The sequence below is a fragment of the Agromyces fucosus genome, assembly GCF_004134865.1.
Lineage (GTDB): Bacteria > Actinomycetota > Actinomycetes > Actinomycetales > Microbacteriaceae > Agromyces > Agromyces fucosus.
Genome location: NZ_SDPO01000003.1, coordinates 827129 through 842275 on the forward strand (window position 1 = coordinate 827129; position 15147 = coordinate 842275).

The window sequence follows — 15147 nt, forward strand, 5'->3', positions numbered from 1 at the left end:
TGACGAGCGGGGTGCTCTTGGGACGGCGTCCGCGCGACCGCGCCGGTCGCTAGGATCTTCGGCATGCCGTCGCCCTCGCACACCGCCGTCGACCGAGTCGCCGATGCCCTCGCCGGGCATGGGCTCACGCCCGAGATCGTCTGGTTCGACGATGCCGTCACGACCGCCCCGCTCGCCGCGGAGGCGCTCAGCGTCGAGGTCGGCCAGATCGCGAACTCCCTCGTCTTCACGATCGACGAGGAGCCGATCCTGGTGCTGACGTCGGGGTCGCACCGGGTCGACACCGAGTGGCTCGGGCAGCAGCTCGGCGGCGTCATCCGTCGTGCCTCGAAGGAGACGGTGAAGGAGGCGACCGGCCAGGTGATCGGCGGCGTCGCCCCGCTCGGCCATCCCGCGCCGGTGCGCACCGTCGTCGACGTGCAGCTCGCCGACTACCCGGTGGTCTGGGCGGCGGCCGGCCACGCGAAGACGGTCTTCCCGACCTCCTTCGACGAGCTCGTGCGCATCACGGGCGGTACGCCGCACGCCGTCGAGGCGCCGCGCCTCTGACCCGCCGCCTCGACGACGCAGCAGTGGCCCGGACGCACAGTCAGGAGTCGCGCCTGGCGCCCTCGCTCGGACGCACGACGAAGATCGTCGGTTCGCGGTAGCCCTGCTCGGCGAACTCGCGGCGGACCGCGCGCTCGATCACGGGCACGAGCGCGTCGATCATGAGCGCGATCGCGGAACCGCCGAAGCCGCCGCCGGTCATGCGGGCGCCGATCGCACCGTTCGCCTGCGCGGTGCTGACGGCGAGGTCGATCTCGGGGACGCTGATCTCGAAGTCGTCGCGCATCGACACGTGCGAGGCGTCGAGCAGCGGGCCGATCGAGGCTGCGCCATGCTCGCGCAGGGTGCGCACGGTGTCGAGCACGCGCTGGTTCTCGGTGACGATGTGGCGCACCCGGCGGAAGGTCTCGTCGTCGAGCACCGTGGCGGCGCGATCGAGGTCGCCGACGTGCACGTCACGCAGCGATTCGACGCCGAGCGTCGCGGCACCCGCCTCGCAGGACGCGCGCCGGGCGGCGTATCCGCCCGTGGCGTGCGCGTGCGACACGTTGGTGTCGATCACGAGGATCGAGAGGCCGTCGGCGGCGAGGCCGAGCGGGATCACCTCGGCGTCGAGACTGCGGCAGTCGAGGAAGACGGCCGCGTCCGCGTGGGAGAGGAGCGAGGCCGACTGGTCGAGGATGCCCGTGGGTGCGCCGACGACGCGGTTCTCGGCGAGCTGGCCGACCTTGGCGAGCGTGGGCCGATCGAGGCCGAGCCCCCAGTGCTCGTCGAGGGCGAGCGCGACCGAGCACTCGATGGCGGCCGACGACGACAGGCCGGCTCCGACGGGCACCGTGCTGGAGATGTGCAGGTCGACGCCGGCGAGTGCCGTGAGGTCGGCGCCGAACTGCCCGAGCGCCCAGATGACGCCGAGCGGGTAGGCCGACCATCCGGCGAGCGACTCGGGCGAGAGGTCGTCGAGGTGCAGTTCGACGGTTTCGGGCGCGAAGGTCGAGGAGACTCGCACGAGACGGTCGTCCCGCGAGCCGAGGGCGACGTTCGCACGCTGGTCGATCGCGAACGGGAAGACGAACCCGTCGTTGTAGTCGGTGTGCTCCCCGATGAGGTTCACCCGGCCCGGCGCCGACCAGACGCCGAGCGGCGGGCGGCCGTATCGCTTCGCGAAGCCGTCGGCGGTCTCTGCGGCAGCGGTGGTGGCGTCGGTCACGAGCGGGTTCCTTCGGGGTCGGAGTCGGGGACGGAGGCGATCGCGGTGCGCAGCGCCTCCGCCTGGGACTCGGGGGTGACGTCGCCGATCCATGCTCCCATCGCGGCCTCGGAGCCCGCGAGGAACTTCAGCTTGTCGGCGCCGCGCCGCGGGCTCGTGAGCTGCAGCATGAGCCGTACCTCGTCCCGGTGCTCGTGCACCGGGGCCTGGTGCCAGGCGGCGATGTAGGGAGTGGGGGTGTCGTACAGCCGGTCGATGCCGCGCAGGAGGCGCAGGTACAGCGAGGCGAGCTCGTCGCGCTCGGCGAGGGTGGTCTCGGCCAGATCGGGCACGTGCCGGTGGGGGAGCAGGTGCACCTCGATCGGCCAGCGCGCGGCGAACGGCACGTACGCCGTCCAGTGCTCGCCGGAGAGCACGACGCGGGGCCCGCCGCGTTCGCGCTCGAGGAGGTCGGCGAAGAGCGTCGGTCCGTACGCGTCGATGGAGGCGAGCAGCCGCTCGGTGCGCGGCGTCACGTACGGGTAGGAGTAGATCTGGCCGTGCGGGTGGCCGAGCGTGACGCCGATCGCTTCGCCGCGGTTCTCGAACGGGAAGACCTGCTGCACGCCCGGCAGCGCAGAGAGGGCCGCGGTGCGCTGGGCCCACGCCTCGATGACGGTGCGGGCTCGGGAGACGGTCTGCGTGCCGAACGAGCCCTCGTGCGCGGGACTGAAGCAGACGACCTCGCAGCGCCCGATCGACGGGTGGGTCCGCTCGAGTCCGACGCGGCGGAGGTCGGCGAGGGCGTCGGCGTCCGAGGCATCCGGATCGGCGAGGGCTGGGCCGAACGACGGCGAGCGGTTCTCGAAGACGGCGACGTCGTACGTGCTCGGGATCTCCGACGGGTTCCCGGGGCGCTGCGGGGCGAGCGGGTCGAGGTCGGCGGGCGGCAGGAACACGCGGTTCTGGCGCGCCGCGGCGATCGACACCCACTCGCCGGTGAGCGGATCCTGCCGCATCTCGGCGTTCGCGGGCCGGGGGTCGAGCACGCGCTCGTCGACCGCGCGCTCGGCGGGCAGCGTCGAGTCGGCGTCGTCGAAGTAGATGAGCTCGCGGCCGTCGGCGAGCAGGGTCGAGGTCACGGTGATGCGCGGGTCGACCAGGGCAGCGGATGCCGCGCCGGTCACGTCGTTCGAGTCGGTCACGCGCACACCCTACGCGCCTTTCGTTTCGCAAACAAACGCATTTCGTATTGCAAAGTCGGGATGCAGCGCGCATGATGCCGGTATGTCCATCGACACCGCGGCCCCGAACGCGCCGCTCGACGCACCGCGACGTCGCGAGCTCGCACTCGCCCTCGTCGCCGAGCGCGGCTTCGTGCGCGTCGCCGAGCTCTCGCGCGCGTTCGGAGTGACGACCGTCACGGCACGCGCCGACCTCGACGCGCTCGAGCGGCAGGGCGGCATCCGGCGGGTGCACGGCGGTGCGGTTCCGCTGTCGTCGCCGCTCGCCGTGGAACGCCCGGAACGCGAGCCGAGCTTCGAAGAGGCGCTCGAGGCATCCGTCGAACCGAAGCGGCAGATCGGCGAGCACGCCGCCTCGCTCGTGCGGAGCGGGCAGAGCATCATCCTCGACGTCGGCACGACCACCCTGCAAGTCGCCAGGGCGCTGCGCGCCCGCACCGACCTCGAGGACCTCGTGGTCTTCACGAACGGCCTGTCGATCGCCCTCGAGCTCGAGCCCGAGATCCCGCGGTTCACGGTGGTCGTGACCGGTGGCACGCTGCGGCCGAAGCAGCATTCACTGGTGCATCCGCTCGCCGGCTCGATGCTCGCCGAGGTGCACGTCGACCTCGCCTTCATCGGATGCAACGGGGTCGACGCCGCCCACGGCGTCACGAACGCGAACCTCCCCGAGGCGTCGGTCAAGTCGCTCATGATGCGGTCGGCGGCCCGCTCGATCGTCGTCGCCGACGCCTCGAAGCTCGGCGAGGTCCACCTCGGCCGCATCGCGCCCGTCGACGATTTCGACGCGCTCGTCACGGATGCCGCTGCGCCCCCGTCGATCGTCGCCGAACTCCTCGACGCCGGGCTCGCGGTGCACCACGCGCGAGACTCTAGAGTGGATCCATGACCCTTCCCACGGGCGAGCAGTTCGCCCTCGAGACGTCGACGTCGAGCGGCGACATCCGCGCCACGATCACCGCCGTCGCCGCAGGCATCCGCACCCTCAGCATCAACGGCATCGACCTCGTGCCGCCGTTCGGCGAAGACCAGACGCCGCCGGCCGGGGCGGGCATCGTGCTCGTGCCTTGGCCCAACCGCATCCGCGACGGCCGGTGGAGCCACGACGGCGTCGACCACCAGCTCGTGATCTCCGAGCCCGCGAAGAACAACGCCATCCACGGGTTGCTGCGCAACACCGAATACCGCCCGATCGCCCGCGAACGCGACTCGGTGACGCTCTCGGCCACGGTGTACCCGCAGCTCGGCTACCCGTACCTGCTCGGCACCGCCGTGCACTACGAGCTCGTCTCCGACGGACTGAAGGTCACGCACTTCGTCGAGAACCTCGGTGCCGAGGCCGCGCCCGTCGCGATCGGCACCCACCCGTACCTGAAGATCGACGGCGTGCCGACGGCCGACCTCGAGCTGCGCCTCGACGCCGCGAGCCACATCGAGGTCGACGAGCGACTGCTGCCCACGGGCGAGGTTCCGGTCGACGGCACCGAATGGGACTTCCGCGAGGGGCGCCGCGTCGGCGACGTCTCGCTCGACGACGCCTTCGGCGAGATCGCGAGCGAAGACGGCCAGGTGCTGCACACGCTCACCGCGCCCGATGGCCGCACGGTCTCGATCTGGGCCGACTCGGCGTTCGAGTACGTGCAGGTCTACACCACGACCACGTTCCCCGGTGAGAACGGCGACGTTGCGATCGCGATCGAGCCCATGACCGCGCCGGCGGAGGCGTTCAACTCCGGGCGCGGCCTGCGCTGGCTCGACCCGGGTGAAGAGTGGCAGATCTCGTGGGGCATCCGTTTCGAGGGTTTCGCAGCGGAGTAGCGGAGTAGTCGAGCTCGGCTCTCAGCCGACGACGCACGACCCCGAGTCGACGGTCGCCTCGAGACCTGCCGCGGCATCAGCGAGCGGCGAGAGCGTCGACGTCGGGATCGCGAAGCCCACGTTGTCGACCGACTCGGACTTCGCGAAGACCACTGCGGCGACCTCCCCGTCGCCGGTGAGCACCGGCCCGCCCGAGTTGCCGTGATCGACATCGGCGGCGAGCGTCACGACGTCGCGGGTCGAGGTGACGCCGTCGGTCCGGATGCTGAGCGGGCCGCTCGACATGATGTTCGCGGGGCGCAGCTCGAACGGACCGCCGAAGGGGTAGCCGGCGATCGCGACCTCCTGGCCGAGCGCCGGCGTCGCGAGGGCGAGGGGCGGGGTCGCGAGGCCGTCGACCGCGATGAGCGCCAGGTCGTGCTCGGGGTCGAAGGACACGACGCGACCGGGCACGGCGGGCTGGCCGGGCGCCTCGATGATGGGCTCGGTCACTCCGGCGACGACGTGCGCGTTCGTCACGATGCGGTCGGGGGCGACGACGAAGCCGCTGCCCGAGAGCGTCGAGCCGCATTGGAAGGCGCTGCCGGTGATGCGCACGACGGATGCCGCGGCACGCGCGAGCTCGACGTCGTCGACCTCGAATGTGGGCAGCGCAGGGGCCTCGGTCGGTCCGCCGAGCACGTCGACGAGCCACGGCAGGCCGTTGCCGAGCGCGGCGGTGCGGATCTCGGCGAGCAGCGTCTTCGTCGGCGCGGGAGTGACGGCGTCGAGGCCCTGGAGCACTCGTGATCCGGCGATCGCCGGGGAGAGCACGGGCACGCCCATCGCCGAGACGCCGGACGCGACGAGCGCGACGACGAAGGCGCTGACGAGCAGGTTGCCGATGGCGCCGAGGATGCGGTCGAGCACGCCGAGCTTGACCGCGCGCACGCCGCGGCTGAGCAGCCGGCCGACCACCGCGCCGAGCCAGGTGCCGAGGCAGAGCAGCGCGATGGCCGCGGCGATGGCCGCAGGCACCCGCCATTCGGGCGACGGCACGATGCCCGCGATCCACGGCATGACGAAGTACGCTGCGATGCCCGCTGCGACGAGACCCACGAGACCGGCGGCGGTGCGCAGGAGCCCGGCGCGCCAGCCGTTCACGATCGCGCCGATGAAGACGAGCACGAGGGCGATGTCGAGCAGGATGCTCCAGACCATGGGGCTCCCTTCGCGGCCGGGGACTCCAGCCTGCGGCATCCGTCTTCGAGAGTCCTGAAGGCGCGCAGGCTGCGGCGGGCGCGACCGGCGCAGCGCACACGCCGAACGACCCCGTCGTTCGGGTCGACGAGGTCGTTCGGCCGTGCACGGGGGCTACATCGTCGGCATCAGCACCGAGTCGATGAGGTACACCGTCGCGTTCGCGGTGTGCACGCCGCCGCAGACGACCGCGGCGTCGTTGACCATGAGCGTGTCGCCCGAGCCCGTCACCTCGACGGTGCCGCCCTCGACGGTGGTCTGCGTGCCGACGACCTCATCGGGCGAGAGCTGACCCGGCACCACGTGGTAGGTGAGGATCTTCGAGAGCGTCGCCGAGTCGGTCTTCAGCGACTCGATCGTCGCTGCGTCGATCTTGGCGAACGCCTCGTCGACGGGGGCGAAGACGGTGAACTCGTCGCCGTTGAGGGTGCCGACGAGGTCGACGTCGGGGTTCAACTGCCCAGAGACCGCGGCGACGAGCGTCGTCAGCAGCGGGTTGTTCGAGGCTGCAACGGCCACCGGGTCGGTGGACATGCCGACCACGGATCCCGGTCCTTCGGGAACGGCCTCGGCGTAGGCGGCGCAACCGGGTCCGACGAGGTCGGCCGCCGGGTCTGCCGCCATGGGCTCTTCGCTGGGGGTGGTCTCCTCCGACGACATCGCAGGTTCGTCGTTCTCGGCGGCGCTGCCGCCCATGCTGCAGCCGGCGAGCCCGAGCACGGCGACGGCCGTGATCGAGAACGCGGCGAGGGCGGTGCGGGTGCTGCGGATCTTGGAACGCATCGGTCGACTCCTTCGTGAATGGCGACCGCGGAAGCGGGTCGTTGCGAGGGATTCGGCACGGGTCGCGGATCGGATTGGAACGGGAATCACGGGCCTTCCGACCAATCGGATCCGGCCTCCGCTGCGAATCACCGTCGACCCGAGAAAGCAGGACCCCGTGATCACCCTCGCCCTCATCGGCCTCCTCGGAGGCCTCATCACCGGCATCTCGCCGTGCATCCTTCCCGTGCTGCCCGTGATCTTCCTCTCCGGCGGGGCGCAGAGCGCGAGGGGCACGGCGGATGTCCCGGCGGCTGGCCGATGGCGGCCGTACCTGGTGATCGCGGGGCTCGTGGTGAGCTTCAGCGTCTTCACGCTCGTCGGCTCGCTCCTGCTCGCGCTGCTCGGCCTGCCGCAGGACGTGCTGCGGTGGGCGGGCATCGTCGTGCTCGTGCTCATCGGCGTCGGGCTCATCGTGCCGCGCTTCGAGGAGCTGCTCGAGAAGCCCTTCTCGTGGATCCCGCGGAAGAACGTCGGAACGGAGCAGGGCGGGTTCCCGCTCGGCCTCGCGCTCGGCGCCGTCTACGTGCCGTGCGCCGGACCCGTGCTCGCGGCCATCACCGTCGCCGGGTCCACCGGGCGGATCGGCGTCGAGACCGTCGTGCTGACCGTCTCGTTCGCGATCGGCGCGGCGCTGCCGTTGCTCGTCTTCGCGCTCGCCGGCCGTCGGGTGGCCGAGCGCGTGAAGACCTTCCGCAAGCACCAGAAGGGCATCCGAATCACGGGCGGCGTCGTCATGATCGCGCTCGCCGTGGGGCTCGTCTTCAACCTGCCGCAACTGCTGCAGCGGCTCGTGCCCGACTACACGAGCGCGTTCCAGCAGGAGCTCGCCGACTCGGAGGAGGTCACACGGGCGCTCGACCTGGGCGGTCTCGTCAACGACGAGAACGCGAAGCTCGACGAGTGCACGAACGGCGCCGCCGAGCTCGAGTCGTGCGGCACGGCCCCGTCGATCAAGGGGATCCAGCAGTGGTTCAACACGGAGGCCGGTGCGCCCGTCGATCTCGCCGAACTGCGCGGCCAGGTCGTGCTCGTCGACTTCTGGGCGTACTCGTGCATCAACTGCCAGCGCTCCATCCCGCACGTCGTCGCCTGGGACGAGGCGTATCGCGATGCCGGCCTCGCGGTCGTCGGCATCCACTCGCCCGAGTACGCGTTCGAGAAGGAGCCGCGCAACGTCGAGGCGGGCATCTCAGCCTTCGGCATCGACTACCCGGTCGGCCTCGACAACTCGCTCTCGACGTGGACGAACTATCGCAACCGCTACTGGCCGGCGCACTACCTGATCGACGCCGAGGGCGTCGTACGGCACATCTCGTTCGGCGAGGGCAACTACGCGGCGACCGAGGCGCTCATCCGCGAGCTGCTGGAGGACGCCGACCCGGCCGTCGCCCTGCCCCCGGTCACCGAGCAGGCGGACGACACCCCCGAGGCCGGTTCCACGACGCCCGAGACCTTCCTCGGCACCACGAAGCGGCAGAACTTCGGCGGCGCAGAACCGTATCGCCGGGCGACGATCGAGTTCGCCTTCCCGGGCGACCTCGTCGCCGACTCCTTCGCGCTCGATGGCGCCTGGGCGCTCGACACGCAGTCGATCTCGCCCTCGGCCGACGACGCCCGCGTGCGGCTCGACTACACCGCGAGCGAGGTGCGGATGGTGCTCGGCGGGGAGGGCACGATCGTCGTCGACGACGGCGAGGAGCGCCGAGCGATCGCGATCAGCGGCGTGCCCCGCTCGTACGAGCTCGTGAAGACGGATGCCGCGGCATCCGGAACCATCACCGTCACCGTGAGTCCCGGTGTCGACGCCTACTCCTTCACGTTCGGATGAGCCATGCGATCACGGAGCACCGCGGGGCCGACGTGGCCCGCACGACGACCGCCGTCAGATCTGGCATGCTGGGGCGCGTGGCCGACCGCGACAGTGACCTCACTGCGCCGGCGTCCGTCTCGACCGCAGAGCAACTGCTCACGCGGGTCGGCGCAGGCGACCGGGAGGCGTTCGGCGAGCTCTACGACCAGACGTCGGCCAGGATCTTCGGCCTCGTGCGCCGACTCGTGGTCGACCCGGCGCAGGCCGAGGAGGTGACGCAGGACGTGTACCTCGAGATCTGGCAGACCGCGCCGCGATTCGATGCGACCCGCGGAAGCGCCCTCGCCTGGATGTTCACGCTTGCCCATCGGCGTTCCGTCGACCGCATCCGGGCGTCCCAGGCCGCGCGCGATCGCGACCTCCGCATCGGCGTGCGCGACCTCGACGTTCCCGTCGACACCGTCGCCGAGACGGTCGAGATCCGAGTGGAGCACGAACGGGTCGTCGGCGCGCTCGGGGATCTCAGCGAACTGCAACGCGAGTGTGTTTCGCTGGCGTACTACGGCGGACTCACGCAGAGCGAGATCGCCGACCGCCTCGAGGTGCCGCTCGGCACCGTGAAGACCCGACTCCGAGACGGCATGATCAGACTGCGAACCGCATTGGGGGTGACGACATGAGCGAGACCAACGAACCGCGAGACGAGCGCGGTGAGACGCGCGGCGAGTCCGCGCCCGATGAGCTCGACGCGCTCCGCGACGCCGTCGCGGCGTATGCGCTCGACGCGGTCGACGCCGACGAGCGGGCGGCCGTCGAGCGTGCGCTCGCCGACGATGCCGATCTCCGCGGCGACGCCGACGGCTTCGCCGAGACGGCAGCCCTGCTCGCCGGCATGGCCGCTCCCGTCGAGCCGCCGCCCGCGCTCAAGTCCCGCCTCATGGCGCAGCTCGACGGGCTGCCGCAGCAGCTTCCGGATGCCTCGGCGCCCACGGTTCCGGAGCCGACGCCCGTGGTTCCGGCGGCGGCGTCTGCGATTCCGGATCCGGCGACCGTTGCGCCGCTGCAGGCGCCCCGCGAGCCCGGCCCGGTGGAGCAGGCCGCGCGTCGGCGCTGGTTCCAGCGTCCGGGTGCGATCATCGCGGCAGCGGCGGCATCCGTCGTGCTCATCGCCGGTGCCATCATCGGCATCGGGTGGGCCGGACCCAACGGCTGGGGTGCGCAGCGCGAGATGGCGGCGATCGCCGAGGCTCCCGACGTCGAATCGTCGACCCATGAAATCGAGGGCGGCGGCGCCGTCACGCTCTACTGGTCGGCCGAGCAGGGCCGCTCGGGAGTCGTCGTCGAGGGCCTGCCCGACGTGGGCGACACGTCGACGTACGAGCTCTGGTACATCGACGATGCGGGTGCGCAGTCGGCCGGAACGTTCGACGTGGCCGACGGCGAGACGTGGCGCGTGCTCGACGGCGACTTCGCGCCCGGCGTCGCGGTCGGCGTCACCGTCGAACCCGCCGGCGGTTCAGCGCAACCCACGACCGAACCCATCGTCGTCATCCCGACGTAGTCGACCTGCCACAACGGATGCCCCGGTGCCGATGCACCTCGGTTAGGGTCTGAGTGCCCGTGGCCGATCGGCCGGGCCAGCACACGATGAGGAGTGACGGATGCGCGTCGGCATGTTCCTGAATTACGCGGGCGGCTTCCGTGAGGTGGCCGACGAGGTCGTCGAACTCGAGCGCGCGGGCGTCGACCTCATCGCGGTGCCCGAGGCGTACTCGTTCGACGCCGTGAGCCAGCTCGGCTTCCTCGCGGCTCGCACCTCGACCATCACGCTGGCCTCCGGCATCCTGCAGCTCTACACGCGCACGCCCACGCTCACGGCGATGACCGCCGCCGGTCTCGACTTCGTCTCGGACGGCCGGTTCGAACTCGGCATCGGGGCCTCCGGTCCGCAGGTCATCGAGGGCTTCCACGGCGTGCCCTACGACGCTCCGCTCGGCCGCACGCGCGAGCTCGTCGACATCTGCCGCATGGTCTGGCGCCGCGAACCCGTCGTGCACGAGGGGCGCCGCTACAAGATCCCGCTGCCGGCGGGGGAGGGCACCGGCCTCGGCAAGCCGCTGAAGCTCATCAACCACCCCGTGCGGGAGCGCATCCCGATCACGATCGCCTCCCTCGGGCTGAAGTCGGTCGAGCAGACCGCGGAGATCGCCGACGGCTGGCTGCCGATGTTCTTCCACCCCGAGCGTGCAGCCGGCGTCTGGGGCGACGCGCTCGCCGCGGGCACCGCGAAGCGCGCACCCGAGCTCGCGCCCCTCGACATCTTCGCGAGCCCCGCGTTCGCGATCACCGACCACCCCGAGCAGGTGCTGCCGCTCGTCAAGCCACAGCTCGCGCTCTACATCGGCGGCATGGGTGCCCGCGGCAAGAACTTCTACAACGAGCTGATCTCGAGCTACGGGTTCGAGGCAGAGGCCGCGCACATCCAAGACCTCTACCTCGAGGGCCGAAAAGACGAGGCGATCGCGGCGGTGCCCGACGAGCTCGTCAGCGCGGTCTCGCTCATCGGCCCCGCCGGCCATGTCGCCGAGCGGGTCGCCGCCTTCGCCGAGGCCGGTGTCACGACGCTCGCCGTGACCCCGCTCGCTCGCACCTCGGCAGAGCGCATCGCGCTCATGGGCGGGCTGCGCGCGATCGTCGGCTGAAACTGCCTCTGGCGCACGGGCCGGGAACGGGGCTACCGTGAGATCGTGCTCGCGATGACGCGGGCGCAAGGGACACCTGGGGAGGAGCCGCCATGGCGGGAACGTTCGAGCTCTACGAGGATGCGAGCGGGCAGTTCAGGTTCCGACTGAAGTCCGGCAACGGTCAGACGATCGCGGCATCCGAGGCCTACACGACGAAGGCAGCCGCGAAGAACGGCATCGAGTCGGTGCGAACGAACGCCGCCGACGCATCCATCGTCGACCAGACCGAGTAGTTCGAGCGCCCGCCGAGGCGGTGCCCGGGAACGGGCCCGCTGCGGCGTGCGTTCGACTCGTTGGAGCGATGTACGCTCGGTTCGTCATTCTGGTGCCCCCAGAGAGGCTCGAACTCTCGACCCACGGATTAACCTGCTGCACTAGGTTTCCCTAGCCACCGTCACCGGCTTGCAGTCTGGACTATATCTTCACCTTCGGCCGAGCCGGTCAGGTGCGCCGCGTGTAGTCTCTGAGGTTCCCTTGCGGTTACCTGCTGATTGCCCAATCCCTCGGATTGTCACTGCCCTCTCGGGCGAGTACCTCGGGCTCTCAGGGTGTTCCAGCATATAGCGGCGGTCATCCAGCGTATTTCGACGCTGGCGCTCCTATTTTTTGTTGAAGTCCGTTGCTCTAACCAACTGAGCTATGGGGGCGGAGACAGCCTAACAGGCCGATTCCGACGGTGGCCCTCGGGGACGTGTCGGGAGGTGCGGCTACCGTGCCGACGTGAAGGAATGCTGCATCTGCCGGCGAAGCCTGCCGCGATCCCAGTTCAACGTGAAGTCCGCGTCGCCCGACGGAGTCCAGAACGTCTGCCGAGAGTGCAATCGGGCACAGGCTCGCGAGTACTACGCACGGAATCGCGACGCACACGTTCGCGTCGTCATGGCGCGCCGGGCCGAGCAGCGGAGGCTCGCGATCGAGGCTGTCGGCGCGTACCTGCTCGCGCATCCGTGCGTCGATTGCGGCGAGGCAGACGTGCGCGTGCTCGACTTCGACCATCGCGTCGGGAGCGGCAAGCAGGCCGAAGTGATGCGGCTGGTCCAGAACGGCTACTCCGTCACTCGCGTCATGGCCGAGATCGCGAAATGCGACGTGCGTTGTCGGAACTGCCACGCCAAGGTGACGTACGAACGCTTGGGAGACAACTGGCGTACGACGCTCATGCGACGTACGGCCGGCGACGAATGAACGACGGGTGGGCCGCGCGTGCGCGCGACCCACCCGTCGTTCGATGTCACTTCTTGGCGTGCGCCCCGCCCTTCAGCGGGACGACGGTGAGCTTCGCGGCGCCCGGCGCCAGCGATTCCGTCGTCACGTAGAGCGACTCGGCGCGGATCGAGACGGCCGAGGGCATCACGACCTCGATGACGGACGTCGCCGAGGTCGCACCGGGGGCGACGACCGCGACCTGTCCGGCACCCATCGGCCCGCCGAAGAGTTCGGCGACGTAGAGCGTGCCGTTCGGTGCCACGGCGATGCCGGTCGCGCCACCGAATCCGGTCGCGGCGACCTCGAGGTCACCGGTGCCGGGGTCGATCGCGTACACGACGCCGCGCGGGCCGAGCGTCGGGTCCTCGGAACCTCCAGGCAGGCTCGTCACGTACAGCAGGCCATCGGGGCCCATCTCGACGTCGGTGGGCACGGGCTCGGCGCTGTATTCGTGACCGTAGACGCAGGCAGGCCACGGGGTCCCGCTGGCGTTCTCAGCAGTGACGGTGATCGGTGCCGCCGGCGGCAGCACGGCGACGGTCGAGACGACGCCCTCCGCATCGACCTTCACGACCGCGTTCGCGCCGGCATCGGCGATGTAGACCTCGCCGTTCACGACCGTCGCGCCGTACGCGTGCGTGTCGAGGATGCCCGTGTAGTTCGGCATCCCGAGCGGCGGGAACTCCGGGAACGGCACGAACTCGGCCTCGCATTCGGCGCTGAGATCGCTGAACCCGTAGGTGTTGACCGCATCGGGGTTCTCGGCGGCCTCGTAGGCCGCCAGATCGACGATGGGCGTCTCGACGCCGTCGATGAGCGAGGTCAGCCACGCACTCGTGTGGTCGAAGCTCGTGCGCACGAAGTAGACGGTGCCGCCGTCCACCGCGGGAGCACTGATCTCCTCGCCGGGTGCTGCGGCGAGCTCGGTGACGCCGCCCTTCTTGTCGACGAGCGAGAGCACGCCGGCGAAGTTCTGCGAGACGATCGCCCGGCCCGATCCGTCGATGGCGAGTCCGAGCGGAGCGTCGAGGTCGTCGGCCATCGTCACGGGGGCACCGGGCGGGGCGGCGAGCGCGGGTGTCGCTGCGGCGAGCGTGATGGCGGCCGCCATCGCCACGCCGATGAGTGGAATACGCGTGTGCATGAAACGATCTCCTCGGGATGGAGTGGTTCTAGGGCATGCCGGACGGCGTTTCCCCGGTGGCGTCGTCTGCGCCAGTCGGTGTCAGAGTATTCCTCGCTTTCGTGGGCGTCGAGGGAGTGCCTCTACCCAGAACAGGGGGGCACCCCTCGGCTCCTACGGCTCACGATCGAGCGCACGCCACTCCACGTACGCCGCGACCGCGAGCCCGAGCATCGGGCCCCAGAACCAGAAGGGCAGCACGAGGTTGACGAGCAGGGCGTCGATCGGCGCATCCGTCCGGCCGACGGTCGTCAGCAGCATCGGCACCGCGGCGATGCAGAGGATCCCGGCCGCGATGAAGCCGGGGACCGCTGCGACCCCGACCGGCACCGGTCGACCGCCGATCCGCGGCATCCACTCGGGGAAGACCCGACCCCACGGGAGGATCAGTCCGAGCGTGAGGAGACTTGCGGCGGTAGCGCCCGCGCCGATCACGAGCCCGGTGACGAGCATCGCCGGGTCGTGGTGCACGGTGCTCGGTGCGAAGAGGGGCCAGGGTGTCACCCAGCTCGCACGAGCCACCACGTAGGGGAGCGGGCCAAGGGCAGCGAGGATCGTGATCGTCTTGCGGTGGCGAACCATCCACGACGCCAGGCGGCCCGAGCCCGCGGAGCGGAGTGTCATGATCGCCAGCGCCGCCCAGACCAGGGCGGAGATCAGGCCGAGTGCGACGATCGCGAAGCCGGGGAGGCCGGCGACGAGTGCGCCGCCCACCGTCACTGCGAATGCTACGACTCCGTCGATGTTCAGCCCGGCCCATAGCACTGCTGTCGCGACCAGGAGGATCAGACCGGCGAGCAGCGAGGCACCGAGGCGCGGCGCTCGCACCACGGTGACCCCGATGGTGACGAGGCCGGCGATCACGGCGGCGGCCCCGAAGAGGTACCCGGTGAGGGAGATGCTCGACATGCTGCCGAACAGGAAGGAGAACGTGATGGCGACGCCGCCGGCGGCGACGCCCGCCGCCACCGAGCGTGGACGTGCCGCACGTGCTCGCGCGAGCAGGGCGGCGAGCGCCACTCCCGCCGCGCCGGCGGCGAGGGCGAGGAGCGCCGCCGCCGTCGGGTCGAGCAACAGCGTCGCGAGGCTCGGCGTCACGGGGCTCACGAACGGGCTGAGTGCGGGATCGGCGAGCCAGGCGATCGAGAGTCCGGTGATGACCGCCGAGGCGACGAGTGCGGCGTAGGCGAGCGGTCGGACTCGTCCCGGGGTCCGGCGGCGGGTCGCGCCGGGCCGTCCAGGAACGGCGCGGGCGGCGGATTCTGCGGTGGTCACGGTGCATCTCCTCGTGATCGGCGTTCGGCCGCACGGTGCGGCAACGGTCAGCGTGCCAGCGCGAC

General features: G+C 70.8%; 15 protein-coding genes. 9 read left to right on the top strand and 6 right to left on the bottom strand.

Annotated features, from left to right (window positions below; translation table 11 throughout):
• Window positions 1-63: 63 nt before the first annotated feature.
• The gene (locus ESP57_RS15330) at window positions 64-549 is read left to right on the top strand and encodes a YbaK/EbsC family protein (protein WP_129232137.1); all 486 of its coding nucleotides are present in this window, start codon (window positions 64-66) and stop codon (window positions 547-549) included.
• Between the two features lie 40 nt (window positions 550-589).
• Here ESP57_RS15330 and galK read toward each other — a convergent pair whose 3' ends face one another.
• Window positions 590-1759 (bottom strand): galactokinase, encoded by a 1170-nt coding sequence (gene galK / locus ESP57_RS15335; protein WP_056010557.1) that lies wholly within the window; start codon window positions 1757-1759, stop codon window positions 590-592.
• A complete protein-coding gene (gene galT / locus ESP57_RS15340; protein ID WP_056013069.1) occupies window positions 1756-2925 on the bottom strand; it encodes a galactose-1-phosphate uridylyltransferase in 1170 nt (389 codons plus the stop codon). The genes galK and galT overlap by 4 nt, the downstream gene beginning before the upstream one ends.
• A 100-nt stretch (window positions 2926-3025) precedes the next feature.
• Between galT and ESP57_RS15345 the strand changes: the two genes are divergently transcribed.
• Entirely contained in the window at window positions 3026-3871 is an 846-nt protein-coding gene (locus tag ESP57_RS15345; RefSeq protein WP_115961395.1) for a DeoR/GlpR family DNA-binding transcription regulator, read from the top strand.
• Window positions 3868-4800, top strand: coding sequence for an aldose 1-epimerase family protein (locus ESP57_RS15350; protein WP_129232138.1), 933 nt, complete (start codon window positions 3868-3870; stop codon window positions 4798-4800). Before ESP57_RS15345 ends, ESP57_RS15350 begins: the two co-directional genes overlap by 4 nt.
• Before the next feature lie 21 nt (window positions 4801-4821).
• Here ESP57_RS15350 and ESP57_RS15355 read toward each other — a convergent pair whose 3' ends face one another.
• Together ESP57_RS15355 and ESP57_RS15360 are read right to left on the bottom strand one after the other, a co-directional pair.
• On the bottom strand, window positions 4822-6000 hold the full coding sequence (locus ESP57_RS15355) for a MarP family serine protease (protein WP_158556771.1): 1179 nt from the start codon (window positions 5998-6000) through the stop codon (window positions 4822-4824).
• A gap of 153 nt (window positions 6001-6153) precedes the next feature.
• Window positions 6154-6822, bottom strand: coding sequence for a fasciclin domain-containing protein (locus tag ESP57_RS15360; protein WP_129232139.1), 669 nt, complete (start codon window positions 6820-6822; stop codon window positions 6154-6156).
• A gap of 157 nt (window positions 6823-6979) precedes the next feature.
• On the opposite strand from ESP57_RS15360, the gene ESP57_RS15365 reads away from it, so the two are divergent.
• The 6 genes from ESP57_RS15365 to ESP57_RS15390 all read left to right on the top strand — a co-directional run bounded on the left by ESP57_RS15365 (window position 6980) and on the right by ESP57_RS15390 (window position 12603).
• Window positions 6980-8692 (top strand): cytochrome c biogenesis protein CcdA, encoded by a 1713-nt coding sequence (locus ESP57_RS15365; protein WP_165877491.1) that lies wholly within the window; start codon window positions 6980-6982, stop codon window positions 8690-8692.
• 65 nt (window positions 8693-8757) lie between these two features.
• A complete protein-coding gene (sigK, locus tag ESP57_RS15370) occupies window positions 8758-9354 on the top strand; it encodes an ECF RNA polymerase sigma factor SigK (RefSeq protein WP_056013066.1) in 597 nt (198 codons plus the stop codon).
• The gene (locus ESP57_RS15375) at window positions 9351-10235 is read left to right on the top strand and encodes an anti-sigma factor (RefSeq protein ID WP_129232140.1); all 885 of its coding nucleotides are present in this window, start codon (window positions 9351-9353) and stop codon (window positions 10233-10235) included. Before sigK ends, ESP57_RS15375 begins: the two co-directional genes overlap by 4 nt.
• Before the next feature lie 100 nt (window positions 10236-10335).
• Window positions 10336-11376, top strand: a complete 1041-nt coding sequence (locus ESP57_RS15380; protein ID WP_129232141.1) for an LLM class F420-dependent oxidoreductase — start codon at window positions 10336-10338, stop codon at window positions 11374-11376.
• A 92-nt stretch (window positions 11377-11468) separates the two neighbouring features.
• Window positions 11469-11651 (top strand): YegP family protein, encoded by a 183-nt coding sequence (locus tag ESP57_RS15385; protein WP_056010529.1) that lies wholly within the window; start codon window positions 11469-11471, stop codon window positions 11649-11651.
• 646 nt (window positions 11652-12297) lie between these two features.
• Complete coding sequence (locus ESP57_RS15390; protein ID WP_129232142.1) at window positions 12298-12603, top strand: hypothetical protein; 306 nt, start codon at window positions 12298-12300, stop codon at window positions 12601-12603.
• Window positions 12604-12649: 46 nt separating this feature from the next.
• On the opposite strand, the gene ESP57_RS15395 is transcribed toward ESP57_RS15390, so the two are convergent.
• Both ESP57_RS15395 and ESP57_RS15400 read right to left on the bottom strand, forming a co-directional pair.
• On the bottom strand, window positions 12650-13768 hold the full coding sequence (locus tag ESP57_RS15395; RefSeq protein ID WP_129232143.1) for a ScyD/ScyE family protein: 1119 nt from the start codon (window positions 13766-13768) through the stop codon (window positions 12650-12652).
• A 153-nt stretch (window positions 13769-13921) separates the two neighbouring features.
• The gene (locus ESP57_RS15400; RefSeq protein WP_129232144.1) at window positions 13922-15082 is read right to left on the bottom strand and encodes a hypothetical protein; all 1161 of its coding nucleotides are present in this window, start codon (window positions 15080-15082) and stop codon (window positions 13922-13924) included.
• Between the last annotated feature and the right edge of the window lie 65 nt (window positions 15083-15147).